The following is a 20,213-nucleotide window of genomic DNA, read 5'->3' on the forward strand; positions in this document are numbered from 1 at the left end:
TATCAAGTGCGGTAAGGTCTTTGTCTGTAATTAGCCTACGCGTTTGCCCATAATGATCAAATCGCGTTCTATTCCGTCCAGCTCCGCGATTCGCGGCAGTTCCGCCCACTTGCTGAAGCCGTAACGGTCAAACAGGGTTAAGCTGTGTGCATTGTGGCCGAAAATAAATCCAAGCAGCGTTTTAATTCCAAGCTCCGGACATGCCGCGATTGCTTTCTCTAGCAGATGGGGTCCGAGTCCGAGTCCGCGGCAAGCTTCGTCCAGGTATATGCTTACTTCGGCGGTGCCGTTATAGGCCGGGCGGCCATAAAAGGATTGGAAGCTCAGCCATCCCCAAACCTTCCCGTCTTTTTCCAGCACCCAGATGGGGCGAGTCTTTGGATTGTGCTCGGCAAACCAGTTTTCACGGCTTTGCACGGTCACAGGCTCAAGATCCGCTGTCACCATTCTTCCTGGGATGGTGGAATTGTAGATGTGCACGATCGTGGGAAGATCCTCCATGATAGCGTCCCTTAACTTGTATGTGTCCTGCTGCATTGTGTCTCCTCCGTCATTTCAAATGCACCGCGGCTGCTCCTGCAGGCTCCGCAGTATGTCTGTTCTATTAAGATGATCTGCTCTAACTTAGCATAACTTCTCAGAAGCCGCGAGTTTATCCCAGAATAGAGTGACCGTCTGAAGTCCTTTGTCGAAGTTATCCAAGTCAAAATGCTCGTTAGGCGCATGAAGATTTTCATCCGGAAGTCCGAATCCCATCATAACAACGGGTGCTTTCAACAACCGTTCGAAAACATCGACAATCGGAATAGAGCCGCCTCCGCGTGTTAAAGCCGTTTGCTCTCCATAGGCTAGTTTGAGTGCATCTGATGCAGCGACCATGATAGGGTGATCGGTGGGAGTCAAGAACGGGTTCCCTTGCAGAATCCTCGTTACAGACGCTTTAACACCTGGAGGGGTATGAGCGGCTACATGCTTCTCGATCAGCTCCATAATTTCTTCGGGCCGCTGATCTGCAACCAGCCGGCAGGCGATTTTGGCCTTTGCCTGCGCTGGAACAATCGGCTTGATGCCTTCGCCGGCAAAGCCGCCTGTAATGCCGGTAATTTCCAAGGTCGGCCTGGCGGTCGTTCGTTCTGTGAAGGTGTAACCTTCTTCCCCGTAGAGCTCGCTAAGTTCCAAATCTTTGCGGATCTTCTCTTCATTCTGTCCGACTCGTCCGAGCTCTTCCCGTTCCTTCTCTGTGAGGGTTACGATGCGGTCATAGAATCCTTCTACCGCGACACGCCCTTTCTCATCATGAAGCGAACCGAGAAGAGATACCAGCGCGTGCACCGCATTCGGAACACCGCCGCCATACAGACCGGAATGTAAGTCATTTTTGGCTGCCTGGACACTGATTTCTACACCGGCAACTCCGCGAAGACCGTAAATGAGCGCGGGTTTTCCTTTTTCCAGCATAGGAGTGTCGGAAATTATAACGGCATCCGCCTTTAATTTATCGGCATGCTGTTGAATGAAAGGAGCTAGAGAAGGACTGGTGATTTCTTCTTCGCCTTCCAGAATAAACTTAAGATTAAGGGGGAGAGTCCCTGCTGTTTTCAGTATCGTCTCAGCCGCTTTTACATGGATCCAGAGCTGTGCTTTATCGTCTGTGGCTCCTCTGGCATAGATTTTTCCGTCCCTGATCTCAGGCTCAAAAGGTGGTGAATCCCATTGTTCCAGGGGGTCAGCCGGTTGTACGTCATAGTGGCCGTAGATCAGCAGGGTGGGTTTACCGGGGGCATGAAGCCAGTCTGCATATACGATAGGATGGCCGGCTGTCTGCATGACTTCCGCATGCTCCAGTCCCGAATCAGTTAAAGCTTCCGAGAGCCACTGGGCGCATCGGGTTACATCTCCTTTATGTTCAGAGAGCGTACTTATGCTCGGGATGCGCAGCAGTTCCTTTAGTTCTTCTAAGTGACGCTCTCTATGCTGTGCCGCATATTGTTCGGTTTTTGTCATGTAATGAGCTCCTTTTTAACAACAGGTTAAAAAAACACTTCTTGATAATTTCCCCATTCCTGATTAAAATCCTGCAAGCTTTCGTGTGAGACTTGTGAGAAATGACCGTTTACAGTCCACAGCCAACAATTTGATAAATTTCATTCCATCGGAGAAACTTCCCGCCGCTTCATTCGTCTTATTTAGTGAGTCTTTATGGAAAAGATTTCATTTTTCAATCCGTACTCAAGTTCAAACAAACGTTCCTAGAGAGGTGAAAGCAATGCGCAACAAAATGGCCGCACGGGCAACCGCTATGGCTCTCCTATTAACCCTTAGCACGGGGACTGCTATGAGTATGCTACCCCGCTCCGTACAAGCAGCAAGTGAACCGGCTATCGGAGCCGTATCCGTGAACGGCGGTTCTTCTTTTGAGCTTAAGAAAATTCAGATGCTGCCTGACCCGAGCGGCAACATCGTCACGTTTACCGTGAACATACATAACAAAGGGAATTCAGATTTATCTCTGGTGGATTACTGGTTCCGTCTTAAAGGCAAGTCAGGCAATGCATACTCGGTCAGGATGATGCCCCAGGATAAAGTCGTCAAGCAGGTAGGCGCTCATTCAAACGAAGAAATTACGTATTATGCCAAAGTCGGCAGCGGTCTCAAACTTCAGGATCTGCAACTACAAATTATTAAATGGGATTCCAGTCAGGCAAATTTTGAAAAAGTGCTGGGCCAGGTCTCCATACCGGCTTCTTACACAGGTGTTACCCCTAAAGGGGAATCGGCAAGCTTCCAGACGGGCAGCAGCGAGTTGAAGCTGTCTACTCAGAAATTTACAAACGGCAAGAATGAGAAGTATTATTTGCCGGCGATCACTCTCAGACTGGAAAATACAGGCGGCTCGGCTGTCGTATTGCCGGATATCCAGTATTCGCTAAGAACCCCGGAAGGGCTTTTATATCCGCTGGAAGCTAAGAAAGCCAAGGACCTCACAATCAGTCCCAAGGACTCCAAGGATATTCAGCTCACAGGGACGATCCCGCTTAAAGCAGGCGAAAAGGGGTGGGAGCTTGTATTGACGCAGATACATCCGGAATTAAAATTCAATACACTCCTTGCCGCTCAGCAGTTGCCGGCTCCAAGTGAGACGACAGGCGGAGAAGCCGGGCGTGAGACGCAGTTTATGAACAAATCCGGTCTGTATACCGCTAACTTGAGCGGCATTTACCGCCTCCCATGGGAGGATCAGGATATTCTGACCGCTAACCTGAGGTTGTCTAACCAAGGGGAGCAGTCACTGCCGATTCCGGATATGACGGCTTACTTCCTGCTGGACAATGCTGTCAGAGTAGAAGCCAAAATCGTTCGTACTGACAAAGTAATCGGTATTGATCCGGGGGCTGTGCTTGCGGTTGAGATACTGGGCAAAATCCCTTATACCTATGAATACAAAGAAGTGAAACTTGTGCTGCAGGAGAAAGAAAGTGAGACGCAAATGAACGATTTGCTGGAACTGACAGCCAAATCGGAGTTGCAGAAGCTGCCATTTATCGGTTTAGGCTCTACGTACAAGCGAGAAGATACCGGCCGCAAAGCCAGTTATACCGTATCCGAGATTCATACATATGCGGGACTTAGCGGCAATATCGTTTCTGCCGAACTAGATATTGAGAATTTGGAAAAAAGATTTACACCTCTTACAGGACTTGTCGCTCATTTTCAACTGAAAGACGGCAAAGTTTATCCTGCAACCGTATCGGAAATCAAGAAATCAATCGCGCCTAACGGTAAAGCAAGAGCGAATGTGTGGACAACCATTCCAGAGGGTGTCGATATGGAGAACGTTCATCTTCTGCTCGGAGATGCAGTGACTCTTACAGAAGGAACCGTCAAACAAACGGGTGCTCAACAAGCGGCCAAACCGGATGCGTATGTAAAACCTATGACTTTTGCGCTGCCTAAAGAAAAGAATGACGTGAAAGATAAGCTTAAGGATCTTGATTTATTTCCTTATATCGTATCGTTTAGCCGCATTAATACATCCATTAATACGGACGTTCTTAGTCTTAAGTTCGATTATAATATCCGTAAAAAGCTGCTGACGGAGTCTTCTCCTGACGGCCACAAATTAGTGCTTGTCTTTGAAGATTTCAACGGCAAGAAATCGTTTGAGAAATCCTATGACCTTAAAAACTGGGAGCCTAGAGAAGGTCAGACGGCGGAACAGGTAACGGAAGCCGAACTGAGAATTGGTTCAAAAGAACAGTTTGAAATCCGTGTCCAGGATGCCGACTTGATTTACAAACAGAGATTTCTTGAGAAATTTCATTTAAGTGTATATCATGAATTTCAAGGACAGCGCAAGATGATTGCACGGCAAAGTTTGGATTGGTTTGTCTTTTCAGATTGATAGACTCAAAGAAAGACAGTAAAATGCAAAAAAAAGATAATATGAGAAAAAGTTCCATTCTAGGATGGAACTTTTTCCATTTATTCACGTACTGTCTGAAGGGAATGTCGCTGCTGCAGCGTCAAAATATAGGCATGCATCTACATAAAAAACATGCAGTTTATATTTTTTTAAGCTTTACGTTTTAAAATGATAATGTATGGGTAAAGCTTCCAGATTTAGAGAGGTTGTTATACGGGTGCGGAGGAGTAGAGTCGATGAACAAATTAACCAGTTTTTCAATGAAAAACGTAGCAGCCTTGTTTATTATCATGCTGCTGATTTTCGCGGGGGGGATTTATGCAACTAGTAAATTAAAAGTGGAGAGCATGCCGGATATTTCGTTTCCGATTGTTATGATCTCTACCCAATACACTGCCCCTCCCAAAGATGTGCTCGAACAAGTCACGGAACCGCTTGAAAAAGCCGTTGCCAGCTTTGAAGGGATCAAGAATTTAACATCTACTTCCAGTGATAATTTCTCCCAGATACTTATTGAACTGGAGCAGGATATTAAGCCTAAGGATGCCAAACAAGATTTGGAAGCGCTAATTTCCAATGTCAAGCTTCCGCAGCAGTCCGAGAAGCCTCAAGTGCTGACGGAGGGATTTTCATCCGCGCCGGTTTATTATTTATCGGTGTACGGAAATGAAGGGATGAATCAGACAGAACTCGATAAAATTTACAAAGATACGATTTTACCAGGCTTTAACTCCCTTAAGGGAATCGACCATGTAGATTCGGTCGGCAATCAGGAGGCCGCGCTTTCCATTAAGCTGAATCAGAACACGATTGACAGCTACGGTATGACGCCTTCGGATGTCTCGAACCACATTAGGGCCGCACTGACTTCCAGTCCCGCGGGGAGCGTTGAATTTAGCGGCAATACGCAGATGGTGCGTGTAACCGGTAAACTAGATACTATTTACAACCTCGATAATTTGACCCTCACTACACCACGCGGCGATGTGGTGCAGTTGAAAGACCTCGGCAAAATTGAAGCAATCAGTGAATCCGAGTTTGTCGCACGGCTTGATGGTAAACCTGCGATCGGTGTTCAATTGTTCAAAACTAAAACGGCTAACGCAGTTAACTTTGCGGATGAAGCGGACGCCATGATGGCAAAGTGGGAACAAACCCTGCCCGGCGTTAAATTCAAATCCATTTACAATACTGCAGATGATATCAAAAAATCCATTCATGGCATGGTGCAAGAGGGCGGGATGGGCGCACTGCTTGCTTCTATCATGATCTTGCTCTTCCTTAGAAATATTCGGATGACCCTGATTGTTTTGGTCTCGATTCCATTATCAATTCTTATTACTCTGTTAATGATGGTGCCGCTTGATATCTCACTGAACATTATGACCCTCGGCGGTATGGCGATTGCAGTCGGCCGGGTTGTGGACGATAGTATCGTGGTCATTGAGAATATTTACAGCCAGCTGCAAAAAGCGGAAGAACGCGGCGAATCCGTGATCAAGATGGCAACGGCACAGGTTGCAGGAGCAATTACATCCTCTACTCTGACGACAGTAGGCGTTTTTGGTCCCATTGCTCTCGTCAGCGGAATAATCGGAGAAATTTTCCGTCCGTTTGCTCTCACACTCGTTGTAGCGCTTCTTTCATCGCTCCTGGTGGCGCTAACCGTTATTCCGATGCTTGCTAAATTAATGGTCCTCAAGAGCAAAAAACTAGGCAGTCACGAGGAGAACCATGAGGGCAGAATTACTCAAGGGTATAGACGTGCCCTGGCTTGGTCGTTAAATAACCGCATTAAGACTTTAATTTTTTGCGGTTTGCTGTTTGCGGCTTCTCTTATCCTGATTACTCCAAGACTGGGTGTAGCCTTTATGCCAGAGGATCAGGCGGCCCGCCAAATGCTTATCCAAATCCGTATGCCGAATGAAACATCTTTCGATACGATGGACGCCAAGTCCAAGCAAATCGAAGAAATGATGAGAAATGCGAAGGATCCGGCCGGAGACCCATTATTTACATACAACGAATCAATGGTAGGTTACAACATGAGTAACGATGTAGTGCCTTACCGGACACTTATGTTTACTGAAACGAATGCGAACAGCGATGCGAAGCAGGTGCTTGAAGAGTATAAGCAGAAAATCTTGTATGAGCTTCCAAAGGGCTCCGAGGTAGAAGCGCAGCTTCTTGCGATGAGTGCAGGAGGAAGCGGCACCGATTTCTCTTATGCTCTTAAAGGCGACGATATCGTGTACCTGAAGCAGGCCGCCGAAATGGTCAAGAGCAAGATGAAGGAATTTCCAGAACTTAAGGAAATCAAAGATAATTTGAGTGAGTCTAAGAATGAAATAGAAGTGACGGTGGATCAGAACAAAGCCCGTCTTTACGGCCTGAGCTCCGCCCAGGTGCTTGAAATGGTGAATTCCTGGATCGGTGTCTCCAAGCTCGGGGATATCAAATTTGATAATGTCACCTATAAAACGAACGTAGAGCTGGATCCGATTCATAAAAATTCGGTAGCTAAGATTGGACAGTTTTTGTTCAAAACTCCTACCGGGCAAATGGTTCAATTGAATGAAATTGCAAAAGTAACCGAGATCGAAGCCCCGACTTCGATCACACGCGAGAACCAGATGCAGACGCTCAAAGTAAGCGCCAAAATCGATGGCAGTGACAAAGGGGGCGTAAGCGGCCGCGTGGCTGAAGCGTTAGATGCTCTGAAGCTGCCTGCCGGGATAAGCCGTGAAGTGGCGGGTGTGTCCGATGACATTGCTTCCGGGTTTATGGATATGTTTATTGCGATGGGAGCCTCTATCTTTATCGTCTATCTTGTGATGGTGCTTGCCTTTGGGAATGCCAGTGCCCCGTTTGCGATTCTATTCTCCCTTCCGCTTGCGGTGATTGGTGGTCTGTTCGGACTTCTGGTAACAGGAGAATCACTGAATATCACTTCTTTGATCGGCTTCTTGATGCTCATCGGTATTGTTGTAACGAACGCCATTGTTCTTATCGATCGGGTTCAGCAGCTGCGTGAGCAGGGCGTTAATGTTAGGGATTCACTGCTTGAGGCAGGGATGTCGCGTCTTCGTCCGATTATTATGACAGCGGGCGCAACGGTTTTTGCGCTGATGCCGCTTGCACTGGGTCTGTCCCAAGGAACGATTATTTCGAAAGGTCTCGCGGTCGTGGTAATCGGAGGTCTCGTAACTTCGACGATCCTGACGCTTGTCGTGGTTCCTATTGTCTATGAAATGATCGAATCTATCAAAAGCAGAACATCCAAAATGGTACACCGTAAATCGAATAAGAATGCAGCTACAGATGCTATAACGTAAGATCTGTACAACTTAAAGTATAGAGAAGAGGAGATAAACCGATGAAACGTCCCCTAGTCACATTGGTCCAAAGAAGTACGAAATTGGCTGTAATTGCTGCTTTAACTGCTGCAATTGCGGCCGGATGTTCCGATAAACCGCTAGCTGGTCCACAGGATCAGAAGCAAGGTCAGGAATCTCAAATTAAGACGGTCAAAACCGTTAAAGTAACCAAGGAAAAAATTTCCGAGCCTTTGGAGCAGGTTGCCAATGTCATCTCGTCCATTCAAATGGACGTTGTGGCCAAAACGAGTGGCGATATCCTGCAGGTTTATAAGAAGAAGGGCGATAGCGTAAATAAAGGTGAAGTTTTATTCCGTATCGACGCGACTGATCTTCAAATGCAAAAGCAGCAGGGCCAGCTTGGCATTAAAAATATTCAAGCGCAAATGAAACAGGCTAAAGATGAACTGGCGAACAAGAAAACAGAGGTCGATAACAATATTACCAAAGCGGAACAAGGCATCAAAGATGCGGAGAAAAGCTTTAACAAACTCCGGAATGATTACGATGAAGGTCTGATAACCAAGGTTGAACTCGACAAAGCTCAGACTCAGATAGATGGGCTGAAACTTGATCTCAGCAGCATGAAACAGGCGCGTACGACTCTTGATAACACCGACGCACTGGCCTCCTTGCAAGTTCAGTTAGAGACTTCCGATCTTACTGTACGTAAAGCAGAGCGCGAATTAAGTAATACGGAAGTAAAAGCGCCGATCAGCGGTATTCTCACCGATTTGGGAGTGGAAGCGGGAATGACGCTGGCACAGGGCACGAAAGCCGGACAAATCCAACAAATGAATCCGATCCGAATTACCGCCGACTTGACGGAAGAAACGGTAAAGCTCATCCGCGGCAAAAAAGAGTTGAATTTCTATGTTCCCGGTGTTGAGGGACAGATGAAGGCTCCCGTAAGTTACTTGTCCGATGTTATGGATTCACAGACAAAAGCTTACACCCTCGAACTAGAAGTCGGGAATGCCGAGCATAAGCTGAAGCCTGGGCAGAAAGTCCAGATTCTGCTGACGGATGAGGCAGAGCAAATTGTTGTTGCCGTTCCGACACTGAGCATTGTTAGAGAAGGCAGTGAATCATTTGTCTTCGTCCTGCAAGGGGATATTGTAGAGAAGCGGAAAGTTCAGCTTGGCCGTTTAAATGAAACGATGCAGGAAGTCATCTCGGGTGTTGCTGAAAATGATCTTCTTGTTATTTCCGGTCAGCATCAGCTAAAAGACAAGGAAAAAGTGACGGCAGGAAACTAACCCTGCTTATCACCCAATTGGAGGAGAGAATATCTTGAAGAGCCCATGGAAATCTACCGCAACCACAGTCGTATTGACAGCCGCTCTGCTCGCATCAGCCACTCCGGCTTTGGCGGCAGCTGATTCCAAATCAGCTGTAGTCAAACCGGCCGTACAGGCACCGCTATCATATACATTGACACAAGATCTTCAGGTGGAAATTAAAACGGCTGTCAATGAGAAAACGCCCGATGGCACACGTTTAGGTGCAGTGGTCCGGATGAAGAATACAGGAGCCAAACTGGTACGTGTTCCGGAATACGAGGTTCGTTTGAAGACGAAAGAAGGGGTAGAGTATAAGCTTCAACCCAGCCTTGGAAGCCCCAAGTCGATCCAGCCTAAATCGCAAGCGGAACTTAGTTACCTGACTACAGTAGACAGCGCAGGCGGTGTAGAGCTTGGCGAATTGACATGGGTAGACATTGATGTCTATGTTTATCCTAAGAAAGAAACACCCAAGCTAAGCATTCCCATAACCGAGGTGGCATGGAGCGGGACGGATAACGCAGAAATTCCATCGGCTTCCGTCAAAAAATGGGGAGAGTCGTTTACAATATCGTCTCTAGACACTCCGCTTGAGTTTAAACTGTCGAATATCAGCCGTAACTATGAAGGAAACAAAGCGTCTTCTATCATACAGGTACTGCTTACTAATCCTTCTAAGAAGCGCGAAAAGCTGCCTGATATCGTTCTGGAAGGGAAGAGCGGATTAAAGACTTATGACAGTGCGCTTGTAGAATCCGGGGTCGCACTAGAGCCTGGTGAGCAAAAGTATGTTCATTTTGTTATTCCGACCGAACTCAATACGGAACTGGATGCGTTCAATATAGTTACAACGGAGAAGTATATCAATGATCAGAAAGAACCCGTAACTTATCGCGTCGGCAGAGTACATGTGCTGCTGCCTGATAAACAATCGGACGCCCTTCCTGTCCAAGGCAAGTATGCATTTGGCGAGGCCATGAAGATGGATCCGTTGAATAATCTCATCCATCCCGATATGTCCGTGTCGCTGGTTGAACTGCACATGGAGGAGAATGAAGGAGATGGCTTCAACACAGCCATTGCGAAGTTCAGGCTGACGAACAAATCCTCTCGCCCCTTGGGAATTCCGTCTTTCGCAACCGATTTGGTGAGCAGCGACGGGTACACGTACAGCGGAAGCAGACAAGGACAGACGTCGGCTCGTGTACTTCCTAACGCTTCATATATCGTTAGCTACTCCTATGTACTTCCAGCCTCAGAAACAGGCGAGGAACTTAAGCTGGCTTTATATGAAGCTCAAGGATCAGCATCTCCTGCAGTAAAGGCACCTGCTTCAGATGCTTCGGCTGGCGGACCTGATAAAGACGGCAAAGAAGCATCAGCTTCGGATGCAGCAGCAGGAGCTTCGCTAAAAGGAGCGGTGTCATTCAAATCGCTTCTTACAGCCTATAAGGTAGATGTTCAGCCTCAGCCGGAAAGTAAGGACCTGTTTGCCTTGTATCCTTTAAATGTTAAAGTAAACTTATGGGATATATCGGCCGTGTACAATTTGCAGCAAGGTTATAACTACAGGTTAAAATTGATGCTTGATATTAAGCAGGAGAAGGATGTTCTTATCGATCGGACCTTCTCGCAGCTACAGTTTGATATGTATGACAGCGGCGGGACACTGATCTCTTCCATCTCTCATCCTTTCTTTGGTCAAAATAAGCTCCAGAACGGCACTAATATTCTTAATTTCAGTCCTAACACCGAGGAACTAGGTTTCCCGATCACAATTAAAGTATACGAAGCCTTTGAGAACGACAAGGGGGAGACGGTTAAACGTCTGCTCGGTTCTTTTAAGCAATAGCCCGCATGTAACTGTAATAAAAGCCTTTATCAGCCTCTTAAAACGGCTGATAAAGGCTTTTATTGTGGAATGAAACCTGAAGAGGGAATTAACCCTTGAAAGGGAACGAGCGAATGACAGTCCACTCACCATTTTCCTGACGGCCTAACACATGCAGAGCATCTACCGTAAAGGAATAATCGACAGGCGTGTTTTTGAGGCTTGCCAGCACATCATGCAGCTCATCTGCACCCATCTTCTGGCCGACCGTTAGATGCGGATGATAATTATAAGGTTTGCCCGAGTCTTCCAAAGGCCCTGTACAAACTTCGTCATGAAGATCGACAAGTGGCTGGGTTTCTTTAAAAGCCATATAAATTACATTGTTAACGGGATAATAGGAAGAAAAGCGGTTGAAATTAACTTGGAAAGGAGCTTGTGTCTCTGTTACATGCTGCAAATGAAGTGAAGCAGCCTGCAGTTGCTCTTCCGTCCAGTCTTCTTTTTCCCTAACGGTAATATGGGGCTGTATAGCCTTGTAATAAGGGTCAAAGCGTTTGCGATAGCTGTTGGCATCCTGTTGAATTTCATTTGGTGGAAGAATTGCAATTCCGTACAGCATGTAGGTCCCTCCCTGGATATTAACGTATTGGATTTGCGTAATACTTCTATTATACCGCGTTTTGGTATCTTCTCACAATTCTATCTGAATAAGTGCAATACAGCGGATGCCCATAACCTTTTTAGCGGCTTGTTCATATAGTGAACATAACGTGCTTATTAAGGGGAGAAGACAGGTGGAATCCAAACGACAAGTTCATAGTCATGAAATAAAAAGTGCCGTGATGCTGAAGCTTGCTGAAAGAGGTGTACAACTGGAAGATATTGCAGAGATCGTGTTTGCGATGCAAGCTCCGTATCATCCTCATTTAGCTATGGAAGCTTGTCTGCAATCCATTCATGCGGTACTCGGTAAAAGAGAGCTCCAGCATGCCATTCTGGTTGGAATTGAACTCGACATACTGACAGAGAAGAAGCAACTGTCGGAACCTTTGCAGTCTATTCTGGAGAATGATGAGAGTCTGTTTGGATGCGATGAAACGCTGGCCATCGGTTCTGTTTTCGGTTACGGTAGTATTGCCCTGACGACGTTCGGATATCTCGATAAAGAAAAGACAGGAATTATCCGCAGGTTGGATACGAAGACCGGCGGCGCTGTCCATACCTTTCTTGATGATATGGTTGCTGCCATCGCGGCCGCGGCATCGGGAAGGATTGCTCATAAAAGCAGGGACGAATCGGAGCGGGCAAGCGGCTCTGGAGAAGATGTTTGAAGGAATCTGCAAGAAGAATTCCGTAAAAGTAAATGTTCCATCAATAGCCGCAGGCTGTTTGGGTTATGCTATCCCTAGGCTAATAAACCGTTAACGGAGTGTGGAGCATGCGCTGGATCTATTGGGTGAAGCTGTACGACAGCAAATTCCAGGCAGGAGTTCTTGCCAGAAGGATGGAAGAAGACTGGTGGATTTACGGATATGAATGTCCGCGAGAAGTCGAGATTTTCAAATCCAGAAGAGGCCGATTCGGCGTCAGATATTCCGTGCAATAACCAAGGAAGAATTGGTCTATAAATTCGAAAAAAAGATTGACTTTATAGCTGATCATGTTGTATATTTATTTTTGTCGCTATAATATAAAATTGACGCGGGGTGGAGCAGCCCGGTAGCTCGTCGGGCTCATAACCCGAAGGCCGCAGGTTCAAATCCTGCCCCCGCAACCAAATTTTTTTTGCCTGTTTTTAGCGATACAAATTAGCAAGGGCCCTTAGCTCAGTTGGTTAGAGCGGTCGGCTCATAACCGATTGGTCGGGGGTTCGAGTCCCTCAGGGCCCATTGTAAGCCGGAGTGGCGGAATTGGCAGACGCACAGGACTTAAAATCCTGCGGTAGGTGACTACCGTACCGGTTCGACCCCGGTCTTCGGCATCAGGGTGAAACCATAAAAACTTCTTTATCTTACCGTGCATTATGCATAGGGGATAAAGAAGTTTTTATTATTTTAAGAGATACAAGCAGCCGGATTAGTTTAGCTTGATCGCCTCACAAACATTTCCATGTTAGACTATACCTAGATGTTGGGTAAAGAAGATATAAAAAATAGGCCAAAGGAGGCGTATTTGATGTCGATCCCTTTTCGTATTGTATTGGACGAAAATAAAGCAATTCGCGGGGACTTTTATCCTGCGGCTTCCATTTCCAGAGGTGTACTCATTATCTCTCATGGATTTAAAGGTTTCAAAGACTGGGGGATGTTCCCATATGCGGCGGAGCGGCTAGCCAAAGATGTCGATGTAATCACGTTTAATTTTACACATAATGGTGTAGGAGAAGATGGAGAGACGTTTAGTGAACTCGATAAATTCGCTAAGAATACGTACAGCTGCGAGTTAGATGATCTGTCCACCCTTATTTCAGTTCTTACGGACGAATTTGACTTTAAAAATAAGCTGCTGAGTTCAGACAAAATGCAGCCGGTTATTTTTTATCCGAATCACAGCCGTGGTCTTAATCTGTTAAATACGGGACCAGATCATGCAGGTTCAGCCAATCCGTTATCTAAGCTGCCGTTCTTTCTTTTAGGACACAGCCGGGGTGCAGGGGTAAGCCTTATTTACGCTCTTGATCATCCGTCTGAAATCGCAGGCGTCATCAGTTGGAACGGAATTACCCAAGTCGATATTTTTGATGAAGCGACCAAGAAGAAGATGCGCAAAGAAGGACGCGCATATTTGACCAATTCGAGAACAAATCAGGAAATGCCGCTTGATAAGGTGATTCTGGATGATATAGAAGCTAGACAAGCCGATTACAACATCGTGGAAAGAATGCGCGGAGCCCAGTTCCCTGTGGTGCTGATTCAAGGAGAGGAAGACTATGCCCATCTCCGTAAAGGGTCCAAGAAGCTTGTGGACAGTAATTCCTGTGTGAGCTGGATACAAGTGCCCGGCGGCAATCATACCTTCGGAGCGGTTCACCCTTTTCAAGGTACGACAGATGCTCTGGAGAAGGCCATTGAACACACCTTGGAGTTTCTTCGCCAGAGGGTTGTTCCAACGGCATAAACGGGAACTGTGACCGTGTGAATGATTATACCGAGGCTGATTAGGGCAACATAGATCAGTTTTGAAGAATTTATCAAATTTCCGGAGTTATTAAGCAGTAAAACCCTTGATTCCTCAAGGGTTCTTTTGTGTGATCTGACCAGGATCGATACCGCAGTCAATTCTGTTAGTGATGCATGGACCCGGTTCCCGCGTTAAGCGGCTTGTTTAGATGTTGGCGTCAGTCTTGCGTTCCTATAGATACGTTCCAAAGTTTTTCTGGTTACTTATTATTGGTTTAAAGACTCGGTCACTCTTTTATACTTAACAGCTTTACTAAATACATATCGAACAAGCGGTCCGACAATTAAGAGTTGTAGAGGGAAAGCAAAAATAAAATTTTTGACTACTAAAGAAAAGTAACTTGTCATTAATGGTTCACCGCTTAAGGCGTTGGAAAAGTAAGACATTCCCAATCCATAGAGGGACATAAAGAGAACCATTCCGCTCACCATAAAAAATGCAAGGGATAGAATCACATATTCTTTCTTAGATTTATCAAATGGCAGGGAGAAAGCTAGCTTCTTGGCTACAGGCCCGACAATAAATAATTCCAATAAAGCAGCCGTTATAAAGACAGCGATCAGTTGAATAAGTAGTTCTTTTAAAGAAATGGTGCTAATCATGCCCTGTGTAAGCAAGTTATAAAATGTCATGAATACAACCATTCCACAGCACATCATCAGGCCAAAATAGACCTCTTCTTTCTTAGTTGTCGGCAATTTACATCATCCTCTCTGATTACCTTTGTTATTATAAAGATAGTGGAGGTCTTCACATAAGTGAATATTTTGTGAACGTTCTGAATAGGGGCACACAAACAAAAAAGCCGACCCATATGGACCGGCTAAAGGGAAACGCTACACATGTACTAGAGAACACCTGGACCATAAGCAGATCGGTCGTTTTCGTTATTTAGTATCTTTTGTATCCCAATGATCTTCAGATCATACAAAATGTGCAAAATGACCGGAAGCAGCAGGCTGCCTGTTATAAAGTATAACCATGCCATCACAGCTCCGAATACAAAAGATGACAGAATGCCGGCCAGCCCTTGAGAAAAGTGTATAAGTCCAAACACAAGGCTTACTATAACTGCACTGGCAAGGGAAGAGATTCCCCAGTGCTCCACTCCGTAGTTGTACAGGAAGCCCCGATATAAAATCTCCTCTGTTATGCCTACCGTGATCGATACCCATACAAATAGCCTGCGCTGGCGCTCTGTAGCAGGGAAGGTATGCAGCCTTTTCTCGTAACTCTTGGCTGCTTCTTTCCGTAAGTTTCTATTGTATCTTAGCAAGATCAGAGGAACCACATTGACTATGAGCAGGTATATAAGAGCTGCAGATAGCAGCGTGTGCCCCATCCAGCCCAGCTTTAAGGAATGCCGGACCCAATAAACGGAAGGATCAATCAATAGAACAGGAAGTGCAGCTATCCAGTAAACACCATGAAGTATTAGGTATGCCTGCTCCTTGGAAGCCTTAGATGCCATACGCTTGAGACGCCGCTGTTCAAGGAATCCGCTGATAGGAATAACCAAGCTTATATAGATTGCAATAAGATGCCAAGCAACATCCATTTAAAGGGTCCTCTCTTGATCTAAAATTAATACAATGTATTATAAATACAAGTGGCTTTATATAATACAAAGTATTATAATGCAGATATCAAATAAATGGAACAAGGGTGGTGTCAATGAATAACGAGCGCCCTCGAATACCGCCATTGTGCGGCACTAAGGAAGTGGCTGAATTACTAGGGATAACTCGTCAGAACGTTCCAAACACAAGAAAAACAAAAGGGTTTCCAGATCCGATAACCCATATAGGCAAGAGGCCGTTTTGGCTTGAATCAGATATATTAGAATTCAGAGATAAAAGAAATCATCGTAAAAGTGAGGGTATCTTAAGATGAGTGTATACATGGGGAACTTATTGCTGCTAATTATCAAGATACTGGGTTTATCATCTTTTGTTATCATGACCTTCACAATATTCAAAATCCCCTTGCGGGAAAATCATAAAAGTATCGCTGCAATGGGAATGATTCTGGGGACAGTCGGTTACTACATCAAAAACATTTTAAATTCACCCTTGTACTTTATTTTCTTGATAGCTGGCTTTACTGTACTGCTCATGGTAATCAGGCGTTATCCCATCTTGTACTGTTTACTTATAAGTCTTATCGGATTCGGTGCTTCAACCATTGTGGATACGATAATATCTTTTACAAATATGGGCTTAAACTTGGCGACAATTGAACAAATGAAATACGATTTTAACACCAATATAGCTTTAAATATTGCTTATACAGGCTGCTGCTTACTCATAGCAACGATCTTGCATACATTTAAATTAGGATTTTCATTTATCGTTCGAAGGTTTTCAGGGACCAGAACCATTCTTAAGCCGCACAATTTTGTGTGGGCTATGCTGTTGATCGCAGGGGCTCTGCTCACACATATTTTTATTGTATCTAATAATGAAGAATACCACACGTATCTCCTGGTTGGTATCTTAATCGTATTTGCGGCTAGTATCCTATACTCTTTCTTGCAGAATAAAAAAGTATTGAAAGACCGTTACCCTAAAACTGGGGGAATTGATTCTTGAGCATGACTGAAAAAATAATCGGATTCGTCGAAAGCAATGCTGACAATCCTGAATCTACGGCAATTTTAAGATATGGTTTACGTATTGCAATAGAAACAGCAGCGGTAGTGATCCCGGTAATCATTCTGAGTATAATAACCGGTCAATTTTTAGAAGGTCTGGTTTCGACAGCGGGGTTTTTAATTCTTCGCTATTTAAGCGGGGGGCTGCATTTTAAAAAAGCTTCTACATGCAATATCATTTCAATAATTATTTTAATAATTTCCATTTCAATACCTGTACCATTTTACAATGTTGGTTGTATCATGACTGTAGCAGCAGGAATAATTTTGTTCCTTACAACTCCCAGTAATACGAACCGGAGGCGTCTTGACCCGAAGTACAATCCTTTGCTTAAGATAATCGCCGCAGGAATGGTAAGCATTAATTTTATCGTTGAGTCGTCTGTCTTATCGTTAACTTTTTTTATTCAGGCTCTCACTACACTTCCCCTCTTTTGGAAGCTATTCGATACATACAAAAACTAACGAGAGGAGGTTGTACGAAATGAAAACATTTCTGGCGAATGCAGTTAACAAGGCTTTAAAGATGGTCGCGAGAAGAGCGACGGATACTGGCTGCACATTTATCTGCCATAATCCGGAAGCGCCTGATGAACTCTTTTCAAAGTAATCCCCAATAAGTTCCTGTCTGAAAGAGGCGGGCATCTGTAACTACAAAGCAGACTTCTTCTAAGGATGCGGGAAGACAGTGGAGATATCGATAATACGTTAGTCCAATAAGAAAAAGGAACACGCTCCCGAGGGAAGTGTTCCTTTTCTTATTGGCAGAGATTAAGTCTACCAGCAGAAGCATTCGTTGTGGCGCCGCTGTGGTTTATTTTGATTGATATTCAAAAATTTTCTTCAAACTTAAAAAATTTGAGGAATGACTTATGTCGGGCTTTATTGGCCTGCTTTAAATCTTCCAGGTTAACCGCGTGCATAATCCCTTTGTGCGACATGTGGCGTTTTACAAGTTCGAAGCAGGCTTGCTCTTGAGTTTCCAGGTCTAGTTGTGCATTGAGCATAATCCGGTAAACTCCTGGCAATGTCTCCATGTAAGAGCCTGCTATGATGTCCATATCATCCGGGCAACTGATCCGAATCCCCAGGTGCCTGGCCGCTCTATAGGGACAATTAATCGATATCTCTTCAAATACGGCTTTAATAGATCTGTCAGACATAATTACACACTCCCCGGGTTATTGTTTTAAAACATCTGGTCATGATGATGATCTGGGAGCGTATCTACGACAAGATGTTAATACAATAGGTGTTAGTTAAATATAACACACGTTATTTAGAATTTCTTCCTTTTTTTTCTTCTTCTAGGTCATTTAAGAATGTATATCGCATATAACCCATAACTTGTCTTAGTTTTTCCTCTGTTACACCCTTCGAACGAAACAAATTTTCCGTCTCAGAAATAAATCTCTTATACATCAGTTGTTCTTCCTCAGAAAGACCATCTACCGTATTTTCATCCCTAAGCGGTGATTCAGTTCGTCCTAGAAGGTAGTCGGTAGTTACATTAAATAAGTCTGCAGCTTTAACCAGTAACGGATATTTTGGGGTTGCGCCATTCTTGCCTTCAGTTTCATATTTTGAAATACTAACCCTTGAAACACCTAACATTTCAGCTAAATCATCTTGTGTCCAGCCGCGTTTTTCACGCATCTGTACAAAGCGTTCTGCAAATGAAGACACTAGGACTCAACTCCTAAATTGAAATGTAAACGTTAGTTATGGTTAGGTAACCAAAAGTAAAGTGCTATGATTCACTCATCCTTAACGAGTAAATTGAGTGTTCAAATAAATATATTTCCTAATTGATAATTTCATTATATGACGTAACTTGTGGTTACGCAATTGCGGTTTAGTGATCAAAAATACAATGCCGTCAGGCTATGCATATGCAACCGTTACAGGATGCGGTGATCGTTTTACTTCACCTAACGTTTCGGTACTAGCGGGCAATATACAACATCAATTTTTCTGAAAGCGGGCTGCTCTTATCAGGTTAATCTTTACAATTATTCGGGCGGCACCTCAAAAGCTTACCTGAATAACTGGTATAATTAGTCCCTATACGAGGTGAAGGTCACTCAAATGAGTGGCCTTTTTTATATTAGATCAGGAGGGGTTAAAAATGGAGCAGCCGATAGGAATGATTATGAGGATGCTACTAGAGGGACAGATCACGATTAATCAAGCACGAGGGATAGCAGGGATGGAGCCTTTAAAGGAGACCGGCGCGGACCGGGTTTCTCCGTAAGCATCCTTTATGCAAGCATTGCCATGACAACGGCAGGCTGACAGCGGCAACGCTGACGTTTAACCTCTGAATATGAGAATACCTCATCAAATAATAAAGTTGGTCAAATCATGGCTGTTTACTGTCACCGACACGAACAAAACGTTTCAGCGTTCTGCATATTCTTGTTAAACTAACGAGCAGTTTAGCTCAGAGATCTAGCAATTGATAAGAAATATTAGAAGCATATTAATATATAATGAAGAAGCTAGAACACACTAATGGAGGATTTTGTCATGAATAATATTTTTAATCATATGCATGCAGTGGAAATTTTAAACCGTACCGACAGACTCGCCCCGAGTTCTCAACCGCAATGGGGAACAATGAGTGTTGCTCAAATGCTGGCTCACTGTTCATCATTCCAAGACATTGCAATGGGGAATTCTTTTCCGCCGAGAGGTTGGTTAGGGTTATTTATAGGACCATTTGTGAAGTCCGTTTTAACTAACGATAAGCCTTTGGCTCGTAATATGTCCACTATTCCAACTATTATGATAGTGGATGAAAGAGAGTTCGAACAAGAACGGGAAATACTGAAGCAAAAAATTATTACCTTTCAATTTAATGGTCCTGAGAAGTGCACTACTCACCCTCATCCATTTTTCGGAAGGCTTACTTCAGAGCAATGGGGCAAAGGAATCTTTAAGCACCTAGACCACCACTTAAATCAGTTTGGAGTCTAAGATAACGTCTTGGACTGACAGGATCATTAAAAGGCGCATTAATGTTCACTAAGCTCACAAATGCAGCCGACCAGAACGCTCGCTCGACTCTGCTTCTTTACGAGTATTCAGAGAAGGACGATGATTGACGGTATAGCGTAAAAGTGATTAAGCTAAGTGGGAGACGAAAGCTCAATTAACCGCCTTTTCACAAAGGCGGTTTTCTTATGGTCACAAATCAACATTAGTATTTAACATAGCCTTAATCAAAAGGCAGGAGGGGGCAAATCCTTCCCGGACGTTTTCTGATAGACCGCGTCCCCCTTAAATCGCGTAAAAACTCGTATTTTGAAATTTTCAGAGACTTTGCATATTCCAAATGAGATAATAAAGCAACTCGGAGATTCCTTGGATGGCCTATACAGAAAAGGTGTGATCACGGACTATAGCTGGGCTGAAAAAGCTTATACTCGGAAGCTCAAGAAATCGGAACTTACTTGGCTGA

The 20,213-nt window shown here is 44.6% G+C and carries 19 protein-coding genes and 3 tRNA genes; 15 read left to right on the forward strand and 7 right to left on the reverse strand.

Annotated features, from left to right (window positions below; translation table 11 throughout):
* Nucleotides 1–30 precede the first annotated feature (30 nt).
* Together AR333_RS06460 and AR333_RS06465 are read right to left on the reverse strand one after the other, a co-directional pair.
* Complete coding sequence (locus tag AR333_RS06460) at nucleotides 31–537, reverse strand: GNAT family N-acetyltransferase (protein ID WP_068774458.1); 507 nt, start codon at nucleotides 535–537, stop codon at nucleotides 31–33.
* 87 nt (nucleotides 538–624) lie between these two features.
* Entirely contained in the window at nucleotides 625–2,004 is a 1,380-nt protein-coding gene (locus AR333_RS06465) for a dipeptidase (RefSeq protein WP_068774459.1), read from the reverse strand.
* Between the two features lie 262 nt (nucleotides 2,005–2,266).
* On the opposite strand from AR333_RS06465, the gene AR333_RS06470 reads away from it, so the two are divergent.
* From AR333_RS06470 to AR333_RS06485, 4 genes are all read left to right on the forward strand, one after another.
* Nucleotides 2,267–4,402 carry a hypothetical protein gene (locus tag AR333_RS06470; protein WP_068774460.1) on the forward strand — a complete coding sequence of 712 codons (2,136 nt, stop codon included), beginning with the start codon at nucleotides 2,267–2,269 and terminating at the stop codon, nucleotides 4,400–4,402.
* 257 nt (nucleotides 4,403–4,659) lie between these two features.
* The gene (locus tag AR333_RS06475; RefSeq protein WP_068774461.1) at nucleotides 4,660–7,758 is read left to right on the forward strand and encodes an efflux RND transporter permease subunit; all 3,099 of its coding nucleotides are present in this window, start codon (nucleotides 4,660–4,662) and stop codon (nucleotides 7,756–7,758) included.
* A gap of 41 nt (nucleotides 7,759–7,799) precedes the next feature.
* Nucleotides 7,800–9,059: an efflux RND transporter periplasmic adaptor subunit gene (locus AR333_RS06480; RefSeq protein WP_068774462.1), complete on the forward strand. Its 1,260-nt coding sequence runs from the start codon at nucleotides 7,800–7,802 to the stop codon at nucleotides 9,057–9,059.
* A 34-nt stretch (nucleotides 9,060–9,093) separates the two neighbouring features.
* Nucleotides 9,094–10,935, forward strand: coding sequence for a hypothetical protein (locus AR333_RS06485; protein ID WP_068774463.1), 1,842 nt, complete (start codon nucleotides 9,094–9,096; stop codon nucleotides 10,933–10,935).
* A gap of 88 nt (nucleotides 10,936–11,023) precedes the next feature.
* Here the strand turns inward: AR333_RS06485 and AR333_RS06490 are convergent, their stop codons facing one another.
* Nucleotides 11,024–11,536, reverse strand: a complete 513-nt coding sequence (locus tag AR333_RS06490; protein WP_068774464.1) for a 2'-5' RNA ligase family protein — start codon at nucleotides 11,534–11,536, stop codon at nucleotides 11,024–11,026.
* Between the two features lie 223 nt (nucleotides 11,537–11,759).
* On the opposite strand from AR333_RS06490, the gene AR333_RS06495 reads away from it, so the two are divergent.
* The 6 genes from AR333_RS06495 (at nucleotide 11,760) to AR333_RS06515 (ending at nucleotide 14,034) form a co-directional block, all read left to right on the forward strand.
* A complete protein-coding gene (locus AR333_RS06495; RefSeq protein WP_068775154.1) occupies nucleotides 11,760–12,248 on the forward strand; it encodes a phosphatidylglycerophosphatase A in 489 nt (162 codons plus the stop codon).
* A gap of 107 nt (nucleotides 12,249–12,355) precedes the next feature.
* On the forward strand, nucleotides 12,356–12,523 hold the full coding sequence (locus tag AR333_RS24920) for a hypothetical protein (protein WP_166541880.1): 168 nt from the start codon (nucleotides 12,356–12,358) through the stop codon (nucleotides 12,521–12,523).
* Between the two features lie 94 nt (nucleotides 12,524–12,617).
* Nucleotides 12,618–12,694: transfer RNA gene (locus tag AR333_RS06500), tRNA-Met, on the forward strand.
* Between the two features lie 38 nt (nucleotides 12,695–12,732).
* Nucleotides 12,733–12,806 (forward strand) — tRNA-Ile (locus AR333_RS06505).
* Nucleotides 12,807–12,812: 6 nt separating this feature from the next.
* A tRNA-Leu gene (locus AR333_RS06510) sits at nucleotides 12,813–12,898 on the forward strand.
* A 194-nt stretch (nucleotides 12,899–13,092) separates the two neighbouring features.
* Entirely contained in the window at nucleotides 13,093–14,034 is a 942-nt protein-coding gene (locus AR333_RS06515; RefSeq protein ID WP_068774465.1) for a S9 family peptidase, read from the forward strand.
* Between the two features lie 269 nt (nucleotides 14,035–14,303).
* Here the strand turns inward: AR333_RS06515 and AR333_RS06520 are convergent, their stop codons facing one another.
* The gene (locus AR333_RS06520) at nucleotides 14,304–14,795 is read right to left on the reverse strand and encodes a hypothetical protein (protein ID WP_068774466.1); all 492 of its coding nucleotides are present in this window, start codon (nucleotides 14,793–14,795) and stop codon (nucleotides 14,304–14,306) included.
* A 149-nt stretch (nucleotides 14,796–14,944) separates the two neighbouring features.
* Nucleotides 14,945–15,655 carry a CPBP family intramembrane glutamic endopeptidase gene (locus AR333_RS06525; RefSeq protein ID WP_068774467.1) on the reverse strand — a complete coding sequence of 237 codons (711 nt, stop codon included), beginning with the start codon at nucleotides 15,653–15,655 and terminating at the stop codon, nucleotides 14,945–14,947.
* A 331-nt stretch (nucleotides 15,656–15,986) separates the two neighbouring features.
* Between AR333_RS06525 and AR333_RS06530 the strand changes: the two genes are divergently transcribed.
* From AR333_RS06530 to AR333_RS24215, 3 genes are read left to right on the forward strand one after another with little or no spacing between them, the layout of a single operon-like run.
* Nucleotides 15,987–16,688, forward strand: a complete 702-nt coding sequence (locus AR333_RS06530) for a hypothetical protein (protein WP_068774468.1) — start codon at nucleotides 15,987–15,989, stop codon at nucleotides 16,686–16,688.
* 2 nt (nucleotides 16,689–16,690) lie between these two features.
* Nucleotides 16,691–17,215, forward strand: coding sequence for an accessory gene regulator B family protein (locus AR333_RS06535; RefSeq protein ID WP_253735791.1), 525 nt, complete (start codon nucleotides 16,691–16,693; stop codon nucleotides 17,213–17,215).
* Between the two features lie 19 nt (nucleotides 17,216–17,234).
* Nucleotides 17,235–17,360 carry a cyclic lactone autoinducer peptide gene (locus AR333_RS24215; protein ID WP_084783519.1) on the forward strand — a complete coding sequence of 42 codons (126 nt, stop codon included), beginning with the start codon at nucleotides 17,235–17,237 and terminating at the stop codon, nucleotides 17,358–17,360.
* Between the two features lie 220 nt (nucleotides 17,361–17,580).
* Here AR333_RS24215 and AR333_RS06540 read toward each other — a convergent pair whose 3' ends face one another.
* Both AR333_RS06540 and AR333_RS06545 read right to left on the reverse strand, forming a co-directional pair.
* Nucleotides 17,581–17,913, reverse strand: coding sequence for a hypothetical protein (locus tag AR333_RS06540; protein WP_068774470.1), 333 nt, complete (start codon nucleotides 17,911–17,913; stop codon nucleotides 17,581–17,583).
* A 112-nt stretch (nucleotides 17,914–18,025) separates the two neighbouring features.
* The gene (locus AR333_RS06545; protein WP_068774471.1) at nucleotides 18,026–18,436 is read right to left on the reverse strand and encodes a helix-turn-helix domain-containing protein; all 411 of its coding nucleotides are present in this window, start codon (nucleotides 18,434–18,436) and stop codon (nucleotides 18,026–18,028) included.
* A gap of 442 nt (nucleotides 18,437–18,878) precedes the next feature.
* Between AR333_RS06545 and AR333_RS25600 the strand changes: the two genes are divergently transcribed.
* Nucleotides 18,879–19,004 (forward strand): hypothetical protein, encoded by a 126-nt coding sequence (locus AR333_RS25600; protein WP_301336111.1) that lies wholly within the window; start codon nucleotides 18,879–18,881, stop codon nucleotides 19,002–19,004.
* Between the two features lie 275 nt (nucleotides 19,005–19,279).
* On the forward strand, nucleotides 19,280–19,729 hold the full coding sequence (locus tag AR333_RS06550; RefSeq protein ID WP_068774472.1) for a DUF1569 domain-containing protein: 450 nt from the start codon (nucleotides 19,280–19,282) through the stop codon (nucleotides 19,727–19,729).
* The last annotated feature ends 484 nt before the right edge of the window (nucleotides 19,730–20,213 follow it).

This window comes from Paenibacillus sp. FJAT-26967, from assembly GCF_001541095.1.
Lineage (GTDB): Bacteria > Bacillota > Bacilli > Paenibacillales > NBRC-103111 > Paenibacillus_F.